Source organism: Erwinia sp. CGal63 (genome assembly GCF_037026505.1).
GTDB lineage: Bacteria > Pseudomonadota > Gammaproteobacteria > Enterobacterales > Enterobacteriaceae > Erwinia.
Window position 1 is genome coordinate 311,630 of sequence record NZ_JAKUMN010000003.1, and the last position, 15,432, is coordinate 327,061.

The window sequence follows — 15,432 nt, forward strand, 5'->3', positions numbered from 1 at the left end:
AAAGAGGTAACAGATTGGCCAGACCAGGTTCCGACAGGGCGACGCGCGCCGATGTAGCCAGAGAAGCCGGCACTTCTGTCGCCGTAGTCAGTTATGTGATCAATAACGGCCCCAGGCCGGTAGCGGAAGCGACCCGCCGTCGCGTGCTGGAAGCGATCAAAAAAACCGACTATCGCCCTAACAGTCTGGCCAGAGCGCTGGCGTTAGGCAGCTCCAGAACCTATGGTCTGGTGGTGCCCAATATCAGCAATGCTTTCATTGCCTCTTTCGCTCACGCGCTGCAGCAGGAAGCGCTCAACAACGGCATGGTCATGCTGCTTGGCGACGCGGGCGACAGCCGCCAGCGCGAGCTGGAGCTGATCAACAGCCTGCTCAGCCAGCAGGTTGACGGCCTGTTCTACAACAGTGTCGATCGTCATCCCTATATCGATATTATTCAGGCCAGCGGTACGCCGCTGGTGATGCTCGACCGTGTCGATCCGGCGCTGAACGTCAATATTCTGCGCGTGGATGAGGCCGAGGCGGCATATCAGGTCGCTTCGCATTTACTCAGCCACGGCTACCAGCAGGTAGGCGCGATCAGCGGCCCGCCAGAAATGTACAACGCGCAGGATCGTCTGACAGGCTGGCGTCAGGCGCTGGCGGAGTTCGGCGTGGCGGAGCGTGCCGAATGGATTTTCCCGGCGCCCTATACGCGGGAAGGCGGCTATCTGGCGGCAAAACAGATGTTGCGGGGCGAAACGCTTCCTCGCGCGCTGTTCGTTTCCAATGAATTACAAGCTATTGGCTTTATCCGGGCGCTGGCAGAGCAGCGACTGCGCGTGCCGGAAGATATCGCGCTGGTCTGCTTTAACGGCACGGCGCAGTCGGCCTTCCATGTGCCTTCGCTGACCACGGTGCGCCAGCCGGTGGAGGCGATGGCGAAAAAAGCGCTGGCGATGCTGGCCGCGCCGCAAAGCGAGGTTCAGCTAAGCGAGTTCTCCCACCAGCTGCAGATCGGTGAATCCTGCGGCTGCGGCCTTATTTCTGCAGCACAAGACTAATTAATGAAAAGAGTAATTATTGATTGCGACCCCGGCAACGGCGTGATCGGCGCTAACGTGGACGATGGTCTGGCGCTGGCTTTAGCGATTGGATCGCCTGCGGTTTCGCTGGAGATGGTCACCATAGTGGCAGGCAATACGCCCAGCCAAACCGGCTTCAACGTGGCGAAAGAGCTGTTCGCCAGGCTGGATCTGGAGGTGCCCGTCTATAAAGGTGCCGATCGGGCGCTGGTGGAGCCGCCCGAGCCCTGGCGCGAAGCGCTGGATAATCGCGTCTGGCATTCGCAGCTGTCGCACCTTTGGCAGGGCGTTCGCGCGCCTCGTGCTTATCAGGCGCCGGGTGAAGAAGCCGCTGACGCGATGGGGAAGCTAATCTGCGCCAACCCGGGAAAAATCACGCTGGTGGCGATCGGCCCGCTGACGAATGTCGCTCTGGCGCTGGAGCGCTACCCGCAAATGGCGGAAGCGGTGCAGGAGATCGCCATTATGGGCGGCGTCTTCGCCCTGGATGATTTTATCAAAGACACCAATTTTGGTCTGGATCCAGAAGCGGCGCGGCGGGTATTGACCTGCGGCGCCGCTATTACGCTGGTACCGATGGACGCCACCACGCAAACGATGTTTACCCACAGCGATCTGCGGCGGATTGAGGCGCTTAATACGCCGCTGGCGAAATTTGTCGGCGAAACGCTGCGGCCGTGGCTCGATTATTCCATGCAGACCCGCAAACTGCCGGGCTGTTGGGTTCATGACGCGCTGGTGATGGCATGGCTAATCGATCAGCGCGTCGCCACGGCGGCGGATTACTATGTTGACGTGGAGCTGAGGCCGGGAATGACGCGAGGCAAATCCTGGCGTTATCGTCTGCCGCTGCGGGTTGATGTGGCCACCGGCGAACCGACCGGTGGTCTGGTGCACGTGCTGCAAAAGGTGGACAACGCCCGGCTGCTGGCGATGCTTGAGCGGGCGCTGGCGTAGCAGGGCCGCACTGGCGACCCTGTTCCGGACGAAAAGCGCCTTTGCTGCCTGGCGGCTTCTTCTTACCTGCGCAGACTCTCTTGTCTGGCGCGTTTTCAGCAGGGCAAATCGGCTCTTTGCTTCGCCCGCTGCCAGCGCAGCGCGTCAATCAGCAGCAAAACCAACAGGCTCACGCCCATCACCGGCAGGCTGACCGCCAGCGCGACGGTGCAGACCAGCAGCAGAAAGCGGGCGCTGAGGCCAAGCCGTCGCCAGTGGTAGGTCAGGGTTTCTGCCGGATGACAACCCTGCGCGGCAGCCGGACGCCGCAGCCACCACAGGCGATAGCCAAGCACAATCATCACGCACAGCCCCAAACCGAAGGCCGCCAGGATAAGCTGATTCGGCAGGCCAAACAGCACGCCCATATGCGCGTCCACGCCCCAGCGGGTGAGTTTCGCCAGCAGGCCGAACTGCGCAAACGCCACTTTATCCATTACGCGAAAGGTCGCAGGATCGACCGCCACGCTGTCTACCCTGGTGGGCCAGCGGCGATCGATCTCGCTGACGACCCAGGCCTTGTTGGCTTTGGTCGTCGGCCTGATTTCGATTTTCTCTGCCTGGATACCGGCTGCGCGAGCGGCTTCTACCACGCCGTCGAACTGCGCTGGCGTAATGCTCACTGAGGTAGCCTGATGCGCGTGGCCGGGCATCGTCATACCGGGCATCGAATGATCATCAGACAGATGATGCTGCGCATGTTCGTCAGCGATAGCGGGCTGGTCAGGCAGCAGCGAAGTATTTACGGCAGGCGTCATCCAGCCGAAATGGCTGCGCATGGCAGAAATATTATCGCCAGCCCAGCGCGACCAGGTCAGTCCGGTAGCGGAGAAGAAGAGCAGGCCGAGCAGCAGCAGCACGCCCAGGGTACTGTGCCGGTAGCGCTGCCGCAGGATCTGCTGGCCCCGACCTTTGGCGCGCTGCGGCGAACGGCCCGTCGCCCAGAGCAGCACGCCGCCGAGCGCCGCAACCCACAGCCAGCTGGCGGCCAATTCGCTGTAGTTCCTGCCAATATCGCCCAGCAGCAGATTACGGTGCAGGTAGTCCAGCCAGGTGCGCAGCGGCAGCACGCCGCTGGTGCCGTAAACCGGCAGCATACCGCGGATCGCCAGCGTACCGGGATCGACAAAAACAGCCGTACTTTCAGAAGGGCGCGACGACGGCGTAGTAAACATCACGCGTGTGGTTTCCAGGGCGGAAGGCGCAGGACGTACGGCGCTGATTGTCATGCCCGAACCTGCGAAGTCCTGAGCGACACGTACCTGATCGGCGAGCGGTCGGGCCGGCTCTGCGCCGTCGGTAAAGAGCTGGTGTGAGTAGAGCGCATTTTCCAACTGCGGCGTGAGAACATAGAGCGTCCCGGTCAGCGCGGCGACAAAGATAAAAGGCGCGATAAACAGGCCGATATAAAAATGCAGGCGACGCAGCAGCGGCAGCAGCGCGCTCTGAGTGGTAACGGCGCGCGAAGGCTGCGCCAGGCTTTTTTCTGACATACGAATTCCATCCGCCTGATTACAGGCATAAGCAGATCACTGTCGCGGGAGCGACGTTCTTTCAGGGAGTGCTTAACGACGCGGCGGCGCGCGCGGATGGAAATAGCGGGGAAAGATGCGGGCGATAACGGGGCTGAGCAGCGGCGGAGCAGGCAATCTTGCTGCCTGCAGCGCTGACCAGAGCGGCGGCAAGCGGGCGAGATCGAGCGGCAGATGAGCCAGCAACACGCAGTAGCCGCAGGCGCTGTCGTCCATCATGGAAAGCGGAGGATGATGTTTGCCATAAACGGGCATCGCGCTTTGGTCGGCGGTCGCGTAATGCCGATGCTCTGCGCCTGCACGCTCCATCGCCATCTCTTCATGCATCGCCATACCCGGCATCATCATGCTGTGCCACGCAGGCGAAACCGCCAGCGATTTAGAAATCACCGGCGCGACAAACAGCAGCATTACGGCAAGCAGGCCCAGCCAGGCAGCGAGCAGGCTATGCCGCCTTTTAATCAGCGACAGGTTTTGCATTTTCTCAACGACAATAAAGCGCTTTGCCTACAAAGCGGCGGCCAGTGTAGCAAATTTAGTCGTTTATGTTGGGAAAAGGTTGCTTACATTCTGAATTAAAGCCTGACAACTGCCCTGAACTTACATTGGTTCTTACATGCTATAAACAAATGCTTAACATTCATGCCGCCGCGGCTGGCGGCTTTTCGCAGGCTGTAAGACAGGAACCTCTCTATGTTTGACTGGACTTCTACCCAGCGCAACGTGGCTTTCGCCAGCTTTGCCAGCTGGATGCTGGATGCGTTCGACTTTTTTATTCTGGTTTTTGTACTGAGCGATATCGCGGCCAATTTCCACGCCGAAATCTCCGAGGTGTCGCTGGCGATTATGCTGACGCTGGCGGTACGGCCAATCGGCGCGCTGCTGTTTGGCCGGCTGGCGGAAAAATATGGCCGTCGGCCAGTGTTGATGAGCAATATTCTGCTCTTTTCGCTGTTTGAACTGCTCTCCGCCTGGTCGCCGACGCTGACCACCTTCCTGATATTGCGCGTAATTTACGGTATCGCGATGGGCGGCGTTTGGGGCGTCGCCTCGTCGCTGGCGATGGAAACGATTCCGGATCGTTCCCGCGGCCTGATGTCAGGCATTTTTCAGGCGGGCTATCCGGCCGGCTATCTGCTGGCGTCGATTATTTTTGGTCTTTGCTACGATTTCGTCGGCTGGCGCGGCATGTTCCTGATTGGCGCGATGCCGGTACTGCTGCTGCCGTTTATCTGGTTTAAGGTGCCGGAATCCCCTGTCTGGCTGGCGGCCAGGGCGCGTAAAGAGAGCGTGGCGCTGCTGCCGGTGGTGCGCAAGCACTGGAAGCTGTGTCTTTATCTGGTCGGCCTGATGGCCTGCTTTAATTTCTTCAGCCACGGCACTCAGGATCTCTATCCGACCTTCCTGAAAGTGCAGCACGGTTTCGACCCGCACACGGTAAGCCTGATCGCTATCGCTTATAACATCGCGGCGATGCTGGGCGGCGTATTTTTTGGTTCGCTTTCGGAAAAGATTGGCCGTAAAAAAGCGATGATCGTCGCCGCGCTGCTGGCTTTGCCGGTGCTGCCGCTGTGGGCTTTCTCCAGCGGTTCGCTGGCTATCGGGCTGGGCGCGTTTCTGATGCAGTTTATGGTGCAGGGCGCGTGGGGCGTAGTGCCGACTTACCTGACCGAGCTGGTGCCCGCCAACACGCGCGCGGTGCTGCCGGGCTTTGTCTACCAGCTTGGCAATCTGATCGCCTCCGTTAACGCCACGCTGCAATCCGGCATCGCCGAAGCGCACGGCAACGATTACGGGCTGGCGATGGCGATAGTGGCGGGAACGGTAGCGGTACTGATCGCGCTGATTGTCGCCTGCGGCAAAGAGACGCGCGGCAAGGCGATAACTCACCGATCAGAGTAAAACTGCGCGGTTACTCCCGTGGCTGGCAGACGTCCACCCAACTGGCGTCGGTCAGCGCCGCCAGCCTGTGCGGAGAGATACGCACCGCGCTATAAATAGATCCGGCGGCGGGCAGCACTTCATCGTACTGCTGCAGCGACAGGTCGCAAAAGATCTGCAAAGGCGTCTCCAGACCAAAAGGGCAGACGCCGCCAACCGGATGGCCTGTCCAGCTGACCACCTCATCGGTGCTGAGCATACGCGCTTTGGCGCCCAGCAAAGCTTTCAGCTTACGGTTATCCAGCCTTAAGTCGCCACAGGTCACGATCAATATCACGCGATCTTTCACCTTCAGCGACAGCGTCTTGGCTATCTGGCCGGGCTTAACGTAGTGCGCACGCGCCGCCTGCGCCACCGTCGCGGTGCTTTCCGCCAGCTCAATAATGTCGATATCGGGCGCGTGGTCGGCAAAAAATTGCCGTACAGACTCCAGGCTCATGCTTCCGCTCCTTTAGACTAGGGGCGATAAAGCTGCCATAGCGCGGGCTGGCTGTAAACGGGTCAGGAAAAATTGAGAAAGTTCGGGGCGTCAGACCGGCTTGAGCGTGCAGTTGCCGCAGCGTTCTACGGCCGGCAGTCGATAGCGCTGACAGCAGGTACGGCGCTGCATCTCGCCGTCGCGCGGCAGCATGGTGCGGTAAAAGGGATTATCGGCGCCGTCGGCCAGCGAACGCGAGAAGAAAAAGGCGTGCTCCAGCTCGGCGCGCAGGCTTTCGCCCAGCAGCGGAGCCAGCTCGCCCAGGAACCACGAGACGGCAAAACCGGTATTGCTCCAGATTAGTTTGCCGTTGATTTCGCCATGCTGCTCTATGCCGGTCACTATCGGCATCAGGCACTGTTGGATCAGGCGATCCATACGGCGGCGCGGACTGAGATAGCGCGCCTCTTCATCTTCCTTTACGTCAATCCAGAAAGCCGCAGGCCGACCCGTTTCGTGAAACTCAACGTGGATACGCTCCGGCGAGCAGTCCAGCGCCCGGTTTTCCAGCAGCAGCGCCATCATCAGCGGCGGCAGAAGCAGGCCCAGATACCACTGCGCCCACAGCGACTGCAGCGGCTTGTTTTCCCTTTGCAGTTCGCCGTGCTCGCGATAGATAAAATCGCCGTAGAGCGCATTCAGCCGCGCGAACTGCTCAGGCTGAGACCACTGCTGCAGCGTAAGCGCTTCGGCGGGCGGCGCGTCGTTAAGCTTTATCGTCTCCAGGAAATAAGCGCGATGCTCGCTGAAGAGCGCGCGCAGCGAACCAGCCAGCGGACGATGGCTCTGCAAAAAGATGAGCGGGGAAGCGGCTGACTCGGGTACCTGACGACGAAGCGTGCTCATGGGTTATCCAGCATCAATCTAAGTGGGAAAACAAATGATAATCGTTCTTGATTGTATCTGAGGCGCAGCGGACAAACAAGCGTCATTTGGCGCGCCGATCGCGCGCGTAATAATCCCGGAATGCGTTAATTTGCATTAATGACGTAATCAAAAAAAGAGACGGTTCTTTTCTCGCTGCCATTAATTTGCATTTAAGAATTTTTGCAGAGAGAAATAATGGCTCAGGGAGAGGAATAATAAAACCTGTAGCCGATTTTAGCGCGGATGCGCATAAAGGAAATCTGAAAAAATCCGCCGAATGCGGCTATGTTCGCAGGCGATAAATCAAATAACAATATTAAGGCAAATTATTTCGCCGACCCGTAGCGGTCAGGTCGGCGAATCTATTAAAGTGCGTCCGCCGGTCTGGACAAATCTTGTCGGTCAACCTCTTCCCAGGAGAGAATAGTATTTCGGCCGCGATTTTTTGCCAGATAAAGCGCGCGATCGGCATTGGCGATCGCGCTGTCAAAATCCTCATCGATTATCGGAGCAAAACCGGCGCTGAGAGTGACATGCGTGGCGACGCGTTCATTAAAAAGATGAGGAATATCCAGTTCATGAATATAGTGGCGGATACGCTCCGAGAGCTTCATGGCGATGGCTTCGTTCACGTTGGTCAGCAGCACCAGAAACTCTTCTCCGCCGTAGCGCGCCACAATATCGCGGGAGCGTACCGCGTCGCGGATGGCGATGGAAACGCGCGCCAGCGCCTGGTCGCCCATCGCATGACCGTAGTTATCGTTGTAGGCTTTGAAATGATCGATATCCAGCAGCAGGACAAAGTGGTTACCTGCATGATTATCAAAGATATTTTTTAATCTGTTCATCAGCCCGCGACGGTTATAGAGGCCGGTCAGCGGATCGAGCATACTCAGGTCGCTCCAGGCCTCTTTCTCTTCATAGAGCTGGTTGACGAGGCGACGGGTAAAGCGGTCGCGCCGGCGCTGCAGCATATGGTTGAGCGTAAAGCCCACCAGCGGCAGCAGGATAACAAAGGCGATAAGCAGCGTATCCTGACCGCGATCCAGCACGATGATCGTGGCCGAAGGCGGCGCGGTGTGCAGGCAAAACGCCAGCAAGTTATCATTCAGCGCAATTGCCGCGATAAAAAAAGCGCTAAAGAGGCTGAGCAGCAAAAAGCTGTTGTCAAAATAGAAAACTAATTCAAATGAGCGAACGATCTGCCATGCCCAAAGCAGACCCGTGGTTAGCGCGGCGATATATAATAGCGGAAATTTCCATCTGGGACGCAAAAGCATCCATAACAATATTAGCCCGCTGAGCAGAGCGATAATCAGCGTGGGCGACAGAAAGCCTTCTTTTCTGCTGTAAATATAAAATAAAGACGCTGCAGCGTTTAAAAAGAGAAATAGCATCAGCGAAAGCCGATATTTGCTGTGAAGCAATTCATTATAGCTTTGTAATTTCATTATTTTCTACTCATGACTGCCTGAATAGCATGCGGCCTGGCCTGAATAAAGGACCATGCCGGGAATAATTTGCTGTTGTTATTATATGGAGATACAGAATAGTAGGGCGGCGCCAATTTAACACTTAATATCTCTGGTGTCATCATCGGGCGTTAACGGCGATCGAGAAATCTTGCTGCAAAATGATAAAAGTTCTTATATGCTATTGCTAATCATTATCATTCGTAGCGCAGGTAAAACGATGCTGACAGCCGTGGTGGCCGCTTGCGGCGTAGGGGGAGTAAGCTGGATGTTGGGAAAAAAACTGGACAGCGGCTGGGGCGTTCTGTTGCCGTGCGCCATTATGCCGCTGATTACCTTAATGAATCTCTCTTTTAGCGAGTGGCGACTGGTGATGGTTATCGCGCTGCTGGCGACCGTGGCGATGCTGTACCATAAACGGCTGCGTCACTATTTGCTGCTGCCTTCCTGTCTGGCGCTGGCGGGCGGCGCGGCGGCGATATCGGTAAACTTCGGCACGCTTTAACTGCGGGCTCGCGCCGTAAAGACGAGCGTGGGCCAATAGCGTACTCTGCAGCAAGCCTGTGGCGGAAACAGGGTCATAAAGCGTAAAACGGGTATGGAGAAAACAGAAGAAACGAACAGAAAAAAAGCAAGAGGACAAACAGGGAGAGGAAAGGTTCAACGTGGTGCGAAGAGAGGGACTTGAACCCTCACGTCCGTAAGAACACTAACACCTGAAGCTAGCGCGTCTACCAATTCCGCCACCTTCGCATCGTGTTGAACTTTTTACCCATGTCACCGCATTGGTGCGAAGAGAGGGACTTGAACCCTCACGTCCGTAAGAACACTAACACCTGAAGCTAGCGCGTCTACCAATTCCGCCACCTTCGCGCAGTGCGCGTAACATGAATAACGTGGTTTTTGGTGCGAAGAGAGGGACTTGAACCCTCACGTCCGTAAGGACACTAACACCTGAAGCTAGCGCGTCTACCAATTCCGCCACCTTCGCGTACCGTCAACATAACAACGTTATATTGCAACCACGGAGGCGCATTCTAGAGATTTTCCCCGGCACGTCAACAGTTATTTAACGCTACTGCGGCGATCGCTGCAGAAAGCGCCAGCTAGCGTGTTCGTAGGCCAAAAAGCGGGGAAAGGAAGCGCCCGCGCCCTTAAAGACGCGGGGCAAAGCTGGCAGCGAGGTATCAGCGTTTGGCTTTCGCCGCTCGTGACCAGACGGCGCGATAAACCTTAAAGCGGCCGGTTTGCGCCAGCACTTCATGGCTGCCGAAGGTTTCGTCGAGCACCTGCGCATAGGGCAGGAAGGCGTTGGCGACAATACGCAGCTCGCCGCCCATATTCAAATGCTTCGCCGCGCCGCGGATCAGCGTCTGCGCCGCGTCCAGGCTGGTCTGCATACCGTCATGGAACGGCGGATTAGAGATAATCAGGTCAAAGCGGCCCTGCACGTCGGAATAGACGTTGCTGGCAAAGACCTCGCCCTCCAGCTCGTTGGCGGCCAGCGTAGCCTTGCTGGCTTCCACCGCCGCCGCGTTGACGTCGGTCAACGTCAGGCGCACCTTCGGCGAGAAGCGCGCCAGCATAGCGGAAAGCACGCCCGCGCCGCAGCCGATATCCAGCACTTTACCTTTCATATGCGGCGTCAGGGTGGAGAGCAGCAGGTTGCTGCCGGCGTCCAGCCCGTCGCGGCTAAAGACGCCCGGCAGCGTCTTGATGGTCAAATCGCCCAGCTCGTAGTCGTTCCAGTAAGCTTTGGCGTCAAATTCCGGCTGCGCGTCCAGGCGACCATGATAGAGGCCGCAGCGGCGCGCGCTGTCAATCTTGTTCAGCGTCGCCCAGCCTTCTACTATCTCCGTCGCGCTGCGTACGCCGCTGCGGTTTTCGCCGACGATAAACAGTTCGCTGCCGACCGGCAGTAAAGAGAGCAGGTTTTCCAGCTGGAACAGCGCTTCCGGCTTGTTCTTCGGCCAGAAGTAGATCAGCGTATCGCAGTCGGCAACCATTTCCGGCGTCGCCACCAGGCCGTAAGAGGCATTTTCACCCATCGCGCGGCTGAGGATCTGCCAGTGATGATACTGTTGGGTATGCACCCGGCTCAGCGCGGTATCCAGTTGGGCGGGCAGGTCATCCTGCAGATCGCCAGCAAACAGCACGCGGCGTTGAGAAAATTCATCACTGTGGCGCAGTATCACTTCACTGGCCGGGGTAAATGCGGACATCGGTGGCTCCTTACAAATCAGAGCGGCGATTATAGTGGTTTGTTGGCGCAGATTCGATGGGTTTGCTAGCATAGCGTCGCAATTGGGCGACCAGACGGGAAAAACGATGTCTTCCAGACGTGACTGGTTATTACAGCAGATGGGCATAACGCAGTATACGCTGCGGCGTCCGCGCGCCCTGCATGGCGAGGTTTCCATCTCGCTGCCGGAACAGACCCGGCTACTGATCGTGGCGGAAACGCCGCCGCCGTTAAGCGATCCGCTGATCCGCGACGTGCTTGCCGCGATGCTGATGCGCGAACACGAGGTGATGGCGCTGACGCCGGAACAGCTGGCGATGCTGCCTGACGATACGCGTTGCGCCAGCTGGTCTTTGGGATTGACTGCGCCGGTGGCCGGCCCTCAACTTACTTCGCCCGTACTGGCGGAGCTTTACCACAACGCCGACGCCAAACGCGCGCTCTGGCAGCAGATCACCCACTATGAAGCAGATTTCTTTACTGACGCCGCAAGATCTTGATCGCGCTTTCGCTATTGAACAGCGCAGCCACGCTTTTCCCTGGAGTGAAAAAACCTTCGCCAGCAATCAGGGCGAACGCTATCTCAACTACCGGCTGGATGTCGGCACAGAGATGGCGGCTTTCGCCATCACCCAAATCGTGCTGGATGAGGCTACGCTGTTTAACCTGGCGGTCGATCCCGCCTTTCAGCGTCGCGGCCTGGGCCGCACGCTGCTGCAACATCTGATTAGCGAGCTGGAGAAGCGCGGCGTATTGACGCTGTGGCTGGAAGTTCGCGCCTCCAATCAGGCCGCCATCGCGCTCTACCAGCAGCTTGATTTCAATGAGGTTTCAGTTCGCCGTAACTACTATCCCACCGCCGAGGGGAAAGAAGACGCCATCATCATGGCGCTAACTATTTAAGGGGCAATCATGCTTACAGAGTGGGACTGGATTTTGTTTGACGCTGACGACACGCTGTTTCACTTTGACGCGTATGCCGGTTTGCAGCGCCTCTTTCAACAGTATGACGTGGTGTTCTCGCCGGATGATTATCAGGAATATCAGGCCATTAACAAGCCGCTGTGGGTGGAATACCAGAACGGCGCCATCACCGCGATGCAGCTACAGCACCAGCGCTTTCAGGGCTGGGCCGACAGGCTGAACGTGACGCCGCACGATCTCAACAGCGGTTTTCTTGGCGCGATGGCCGAACTCTGTCTGCCGCTGGCTGGCGCGGTGAATCTGCTCAACAGCCTGAAAGGCAAAGTGAAGATGGGCATCATCACCAACGGCTTTACGGCGCTGCAGCAGATTCGTCTGGAGCGTACCGGCTTTCTGGAATATTTCGATCTGCTGGTGATCTCCGAGCAGGTTGGTCACGCCAAGCCGCATCTGGCGATATTCGAACACGCGCTGGAAAAAATGGGCAATCCGCCGCGCGAGCGGGTCATGATGGTGGGCGACAATCCGGATTCTGATATCCTGGGCGGGATGCGCGCGGGGCTGGCGACCTGCTGGCTGAATGCCGATAACCGTCCGCTTCCTGAGGGTATTACCCCGACCTGGCAGGTTTCCACCCTGCGTGAACTGGAAGATATTCTGACCGCTTAAGTTTGCCTTTTACGGATCTTTTCGCTGACATAAGGCAAATTATCTGCCTTTCAATCGCCTTTATCCTCCTGTTAAGGGAAAAGGCGATATATTCTTTTTTTTATTTTCATCCCGAAATTACTTCGCGGCACTATACCAAAGTTCAGGGCCAGCCCTGGCTGCCAACATATAATATTTAGTTATTACCTCATTGTTTTTTAGTAACCAATTCCAATAAACAGGTTAAGCTTTCGTCACTAAATTCGGAAACTTTCCATGAAATGCGCGCCATTCAGGCAGAATTTACTTTATTTTTTTCGCATAAGGCTTTCTTAAGTTTCATCGTGCCAGTGCAGGACGTTGAATAATTGGAAAGACTCTGTAAACTTGCCGAAAAAAAACCGCCAGCGTTGGTATTTTACACGGGCAGCCTGCTTCAGCACTGGCCCGTGCGGTAGCTATGGTGGCGATCTTCTTTGATAAACCTGAGTACTTTAATGGGGTTAGCATTTTCTTGTCCCTGTAATGACTGCGGATAATCAATAAAGAAAATCTGAAAAAAAGAGCCTCCACGTTGCTTTTTTTCCGCGCGTTGCCGGCCAACTATCGCAATCCGAAAAGTGCCTGCTGACAGGGCTGCGGGAAAAAGAATCACAAAGTTTACTAATTAACCTGCTAATGGCGTCTCGTAAGCCTGACGCAGGCAAATGCCGCGCGACTGTTTTATTAATGAATCCGGTCGCAATCCCGTTCCGGCTGCTATTGATGCGGCTGGCGCGACCAGCGGAGAGCAGAGCCTTTTCCGCTGTGCCTGACGGCCAGCCGACATGCCTTTCCATACAAGCTATTTCAACAAAAATATCATGAGGACCCGGGTGAAAATTCGAATTGCACTAAGCCTGCTTTTTGTTCTGACGGTTGCGGGATGTAAAGCGCCGCCTCCGCCGATGACCGACGACACCATCGTCTCCAGCACCGTTGACGGGGTTAAGCTGACCTATCGCCATGCAGTGCAGCCGCCGCAAACCTTTACGCCGCTCAACGAAGAGTACCGCGCGCTTTACGCGGCTTCGGTCATGACGCGTCCCGACTTCGGCGGCAAGCTGGTGAGTCATCTGGAAAACGGCAAACCTTATACCGTGCTGGGAACGGTGGAGAACAACTGGTTCGCCATCGCCGAACAGGGCGAAGAGCAGCTGATCGGCTACGTGCCGCTGCGCGCCGTAGTGAAAAGCGATCTGTACGACAAAACCCTGAAAGCGGATGCCCGCCGCAAACGCGTTCGCGCGCCGGCGAAAAAAACCTGCGTTGCGGTTGATGGCGACAGCAAAGCCTGTCAGAACAGCAACAGCGGTACCTGGGTCATCGATTAATAAACGGGCCAACGGCCAGTCATTATGAACAGAAACTTTTTGCGCCTGAGCCTTCAGGCGCTTTTCCTGACCGCACTTAGCGTGCTGGCGGGCTGCTCTTCGCACAGCGTACCTTCGCACTACAGCCTGGCGTTTCAACATCCTCCGCAGCTCAACAACGGCGCACCGCTGAAGGTTCGCGTGCTGCTGCTGAGATCGGACGCCGATTTCATGTCTGCCGATTTTTATTCGCTGCAAAACAAAACCACTGCGCTGCTGGGCGGCGCGCTGTTAAACAGCGAACAACTCTTTCTGATGCCTGGTAAAGGCAACCAAACCCTGCGTGGACAACTTCCCGCCGAGGCTCGCTATATCGGCGTGCTGGCGGAATATCAGGCGCTTGACGGCAAAAAGTGGCGCCTTGCGCTGCCGCTTCCCGTTAGCGCGGATGCGACCAGCGCCGCCTGGCGACAAACCGACAGCGAGCTACAGGCCGACCTTATCGCCAACGACAGCGGACTTCTCGCCGTGACTCACTGATGCCAATACGGAAGCCTTTATGAACAAAGCAGAAAAAGTGGTCTGGACCGAAGGCATGTTCCTGCGTCCGCACCATTTCCAGCAGGCGGAAAGCTATCAGCAGAGTCTGCTGATTAACCAGGCGCAGGCTCAGCGGCCTTACCTGTGGGGTTTTCTGGACTGTGAAATCGACGAGGCGATGCTGCGCCAGGGGAAAATAGCGCTGAGCTCAGCCAGCGGGCTGCTGCCTGACGGCACCTTTTTCTCGTTCCGCGACGGGCGCGACGGCCCGCCGCCGTTGGCCATCCAGGAGAGCCAGGGCAGCGAAAAAATCGTGCTGGCGCTGCCCGCGCGCCGCAACGGCCGCGAAGAGGTGATTTTCGAAGAGGCCGCCGATTCGCTGGCGCGCTACCTCACCTTTGAACGGGAAGTGGACGACTGCAACGCGCTGGCGGTCAGCCCGGCCGCCGTTCAGTTCGGCAAGCTGCGCCTGCGCCTGATGCCCGAAAGCGAGCTTTCCGCCGAGTGGACGGCGATGGCGGTGGTGAAAGTGACCGAGAAGCGCGGCAATCAGGTGCGGCTGGAGAACGACTATATTCCGCCGATGCTCAACTGTAGCGCCAGCCCGCAGCTTTACGACTATCTCAACGATATGCCGGGCCTGCTGCAACAGCGCAGCCAGCAGATCGGTCAGCGGCTGCAGCAGCCGGGCCGTCTCAATACCGCCGATATGGTCGACTTTATGCTGCTGTCGCGGGTGAATCACTATCTCGGCCAGGCCAGCCATCTTAAAAACCTGCCGCTCCTGCATCCCGAACAGCTGTTCGCCGACTGGCTGGCGTTCGCCTGCGAGCTGACGACCTGGACGCCGCAGCGTTTTCCCGACGCTTCGCTGCCGGTTTACGATCACGACGACCTGGGCCGCTGCTTCGGTCAGCTGATGCTGATGCTGCGTCAGGGGCTGTCGCTGGTGCTGGAGGAGAACGCCATCCAGCTGCCGCTCACCGAACGCTCGCACGGGCTTAACGTCGCCACGCTTCCTTCTGGCTCGATGGCGCGCGAGTTCGGCTTTGTCCTGGCGGTACGCGCTAACGTGCCGGCAGATACGCTGCTGACCCATTTCCCGGCGCAGATGAAAGTCGCGCCGGTGACGAAAATCCGCGATCTGGTGCAGCTTCAGCTGCCGGGCATGATTCTGCGCGCGCTCTCCGTGGCGCCGCCGCAGCTGCCGTGGCACGCCGGCTACAGCTATTTCGAACTGGATAAGGGCAGCGAGCTCTGGCAGGAAATGGAAAAATCCGGCACTTTCGCGCTCCATCTGGCCGGCGATTTTCCCGGCCTGGTGATGGAGTTCTGGGCCATTCGTAGTCATTCAGCCTGACGTCAGGAGCGACAAC

General features: G+C 57.5%; 16 protein-coding genes and 3 tRNA genes. 10 read left to right on the top strand and 9 right to left on the bottom strand.

All coding sequences use genetic code 11. The features are described from left to right. The first annotated feature begins 14 nt into the window (after positions 1-14). Entirely contained in the window at positions 15-1,043 is a 1,029-nt protein-coding gene (locus MKZ79_RS12770; protein WP_336142688.1) for a LacI family DNA-binding transcriptional regulator, read from the top strand. A gap of 3 nt (positions 1,044-1,046) precedes the next feature. Next, positions 1,047-2,021: a nucleoside hydrolase gene (locus MKZ79_RS12775; protein WP_336142689.1), complete on the top strand. Its 975-nt coding sequence runs from the start codon at positions 1,047-1,049 to the stop codon at positions 2,019-2,021. 95 nt (positions 2,022-2,116) lie between these two features. On the opposite strand, the gene MKZ79_RS12780 is transcribed toward MKZ79_RS12775, so the two are convergent. Further along, a complete protein-coding gene (locus MKZ79_RS12780; protein ID WP_336142690.1) occupies positions 2,117-3,553 on the bottom strand; it encodes a PepSY-associated TM helix domain-containing protein in 1,437 nt (478 codons plus the stop codon). A gap of 72 nt (positions 3,554-3,625) precedes the next feature. After that, positions 3,626-4,072 (bottom strand): DUF2946 domain-containing protein, encoded by a 447-nt coding sequence (locus MKZ79_RS12785; RefSeq protein ID WP_336142691.1) that lies wholly within the window; start codon positions 4,070-4,072, stop codon positions 3,626-3,628. A gap of 213 nt (positions 4,073-4,285) precedes the next feature. On the opposite strand from MKZ79_RS12785, the gene MKZ79_RS12790 reads away from it, so the two are divergent. Further along, entirely contained in the window at positions 4,286-5,494 is a 1,209-nt protein-coding gene (locus tag MKZ79_RS12790) for an MFS transporter (RefSeq protein ID WP_336142692.1), read from the top strand. A 10-nt stretch (positions 5,495-5,504) separates the two neighbouring features. On the opposite strand, the gene MKZ79_RS12795 is transcribed toward MKZ79_RS12790, so the two are convergent. The 3 genes from MKZ79_RS12795 to MKZ79_RS12805 all read right to left on the bottom strand — a co-directional run bounded on the left by MKZ79_RS12795 (position 5,505) and on the right by MKZ79_RS12805 (position 8,329). After that, positions 5,505-5,972, bottom strand: a complete 468-nt coding sequence (locus tag MKZ79_RS12795; RefSeq protein ID WP_336142693.1) for a YbaK/EbsC family protein — start codon at positions 5,970-5,972, stop codon at positions 5,505-5,507. Positions 5,973-6,062: 90 nt separating this feature from the next. Further along, positions 6,063-6,857 (bottom strand): siderophore-iron reductase FhuF, encoded by a 795-nt coding sequence (gene fhuF / locus MKZ79_RS12800; protein ID WP_336142695.1) that lies wholly within the window; start codon positions 6,855-6,857, stop codon positions 6,063-6,065. Between the two features lie 386 nt (positions 6,858-7,243). Further along, positions 7,244-8,329: a GGDEF domain-containing protein gene (locus tag MKZ79_RS12805; RefSeq protein WP_336142696.1), complete on the bottom strand. Its 1,086-nt coding sequence runs from the start codon at positions 8,327-8,329 to the stop codon at positions 7,244-7,246. 241 nt (positions 8,330-8,570) lie between these two features. Between MKZ79_RS12805 and MKZ79_RS12810 the strand changes: the two genes are divergently transcribed. After that, on the top strand, positions 8,571-8,855 hold the full coding sequence (locus MKZ79_RS12810; RefSeq protein ID WP_336142697.1) for a DUF1435 domain-containing protein: 285 nt from the start codon (positions 8,571-8,573) through the stop codon (positions 8,853-8,855). A 161-nt stretch (positions 8,856-9,016) separates the two neighbouring features. Here MKZ79_RS12810 and MKZ79_RS12815 read toward each other — a convergent pair. From MKZ79_RS12815 to rsmC, 4 genes are all read right to left on the bottom strand, one after another. Then, positions 9,017-9,103, bottom strand: a tRNA-Leu gene (locus MKZ79_RS12815). Positions 9,104-9,136: 33 nt separating this feature from the next. Beyond that, positions 9,137-9,223: transfer RNA gene (locus MKZ79_RS12820), tRNA-Leu, on the bottom strand. Positions 9,224-9,254: 31 nt separating this feature from the next. Further along, positions 9,255-9,341, bottom strand: a tRNA-Leu gene (locus tag MKZ79_RS12825). Between the two features lie 196 nt (positions 9,342-9,537). Beyond that, positions 9,538-10,572 (bottom strand): 16S rRNA (guanine(1207)-N(2))-methyltransferase RsmC, encoded by a 1,035-nt coding sequence (rsmC, locus tag MKZ79_RS12830; RefSeq protein ID WP_336142698.1) that lies wholly within the window; start codon positions 10,570-10,572, stop codon positions 9,538-9,540. Between the two features lie 106 nt (positions 10,573-10,678). Here rsmC and MKZ79_RS12835 point away from each other — a divergent pair, with 106 nt between their 5' ends. From MKZ79_RS12835 to tssK, 6 genes are all read left to right on the top strand, one after another. Continuing rightward, a complete protein-coding gene (locus MKZ79_RS12835) occupies positions 10,679-11,092 on the top strand; it encodes a DNA polymerase III subunit psi (protein ID WP_336142699.1) in 414 nt (137 codons plus the stop codon). Next, positions 11,055-11,495 (top strand): ribosomal protein S18-alanine N-acetyltransferase, encoded by a 441-nt coding sequence (gene rimI / locus MKZ79_RS12840; RefSeq protein ID WP_336142700.1) that lies wholly within the window; start codon positions 11,055-11,057, stop codon positions 11,493-11,495. Before MKZ79_RS12835 ends, rimI begins: the two co-directional genes overlap by 38 nt. Before the next feature lie 9 nt (positions 11,496-11,504). After that, positions 11,505-12,185, top strand: coding sequence for a pyrimidine 5'-nucleotidase (yjjG, locus tag MKZ79_RS12845; RefSeq protein WP_336142701.1), 681 nt, complete (start codon positions 11,505-11,507; stop codon positions 12,183-12,185). Between the two features lie 854 nt (positions 12,186-13,039). Then, the gene (locus tag MKZ79_RS12850) at positions 13,040-13,537 is read left to right on the top strand and encodes an SH3 domain-containing protein (protein ID WP_336142702.1); all 498 of its coding nucleotides are present in this window, start codon (positions 13,040-13,042) and stop codon (positions 13,535-13,537) included. Between the two features lie 21 nt (positions 13,538-13,558). Then, entirely contained in the window at positions 13,559-14,056 is a 498-nt protein-coding gene (tssJ, locus tag MKZ79_RS12855) for a type VI secretion system lipoprotein TssJ (RefSeq protein WP_442897155.1), read from the top strand. A gap of 19 nt (positions 14,057-14,075) precedes the next feature. Next, positions 14,076-15,416 (top strand): type VI secretion system baseplate subunit TssK, encoded by a 1,341-nt coding sequence (tssK, locus tag MKZ79_RS12860; protein ID WP_336142704.1) that lies wholly within the window; start codon positions 14,076-14,078, stop codon positions 15,414-15,416. The last annotated feature ends 16 nt before the right edge of the window (positions 15,417-15,432 follow it).

Bases quoted from the DNA above. Each gene is read 5' to 3' on its own strand.
- MKZ79_RS12775 (WP_336142689.1), top strand. From the start codon at position 1,047: ATGAAAAGAGTAATTATTGATTGCGACCCCGGCAACGGCGTGATCGGC.
- MKZ79_RS12780 (WP_336142690.1), bottom strand. From the start codon at position 3,553: ATGTCAGAAAAAAGCCTGGCGCAGCCTTCGCGCGCCGTTACCACTCAG.
- MKZ79_RS12785 (WP_336142691.1), bottom strand. From the start codon at position 4,072: ATGCAAAACCTGTCGCTGATTAAAAGGCGGCATAGCCTGCTCGCTGCC.
- MKZ79_RS12790 (WP_336142692.1), top strand. From the start codon at position 4,286: ATGTTTGACTGGACTTCTACCCAGCGCAACGTGGCTTTCGCCAGCTTT.
- MKZ79_RS12795 (WP_336142693.1), bottom strand. From the start codon at position 5,972: ATGAGCCTGGAGTCTGTACGGCAATTTTTTGCCGACCACGCGCCCGAT.
- fhuF (WP_336142695.1), bottom strand. From the start codon at position 6,857: ATGAGCACGCTTCGTCGTCAGGTACCCGAGTCAGCCGCTTCCCCGCTC.
- MKZ79_RS12805 (WP_336142696.1), bottom strand. From the start codon at position 8,329: ATGAAATTACAAAGCTATAATGAATTGCTTCACAGCAAATATCGGCTT.
- MKZ79_RS12810 (WP_336142697.1), top strand. From the start codon at position 8,571: ATGCTGACAGCCGTGGTGGCCGCTTGCGGCGTAGGGGGAGTAAGCTGG.
- rsmC (WP_336142698.1), bottom strand. From the start codon at position 10,572: ATGTCCGCATTTACCCCGGCCAGTGAAGTGATACTGCGCCACAGTGAT.
- MKZ79_RS12835 (WP_336142699.1), top strand. From the start codon at position 10,679: ATGTCTTCCAGACGTGACTGGTTATTACAGCAGATGGGCATAACGCAG.
- rimI (WP_336142700.1), top strand. From the start codon at position 11,055: ATGAAGCAGATTTCTTTACTGACGCCGCAAGATCTTGATCGCGCTTTC.
- yjjG (WP_336142701.1), top strand. From the start codon at position 11,505: ATGCTTACAGAGTGGGACTGGATTTTGTTTGACGCTGACGACACGCTG.
- tssK (WP_336142704.1), top strand. From the start codon at position 14,076: ATGAACAAAGCAGAAAAAGTGGTCTGGACCGAAGGCATGTTCCTGCGT.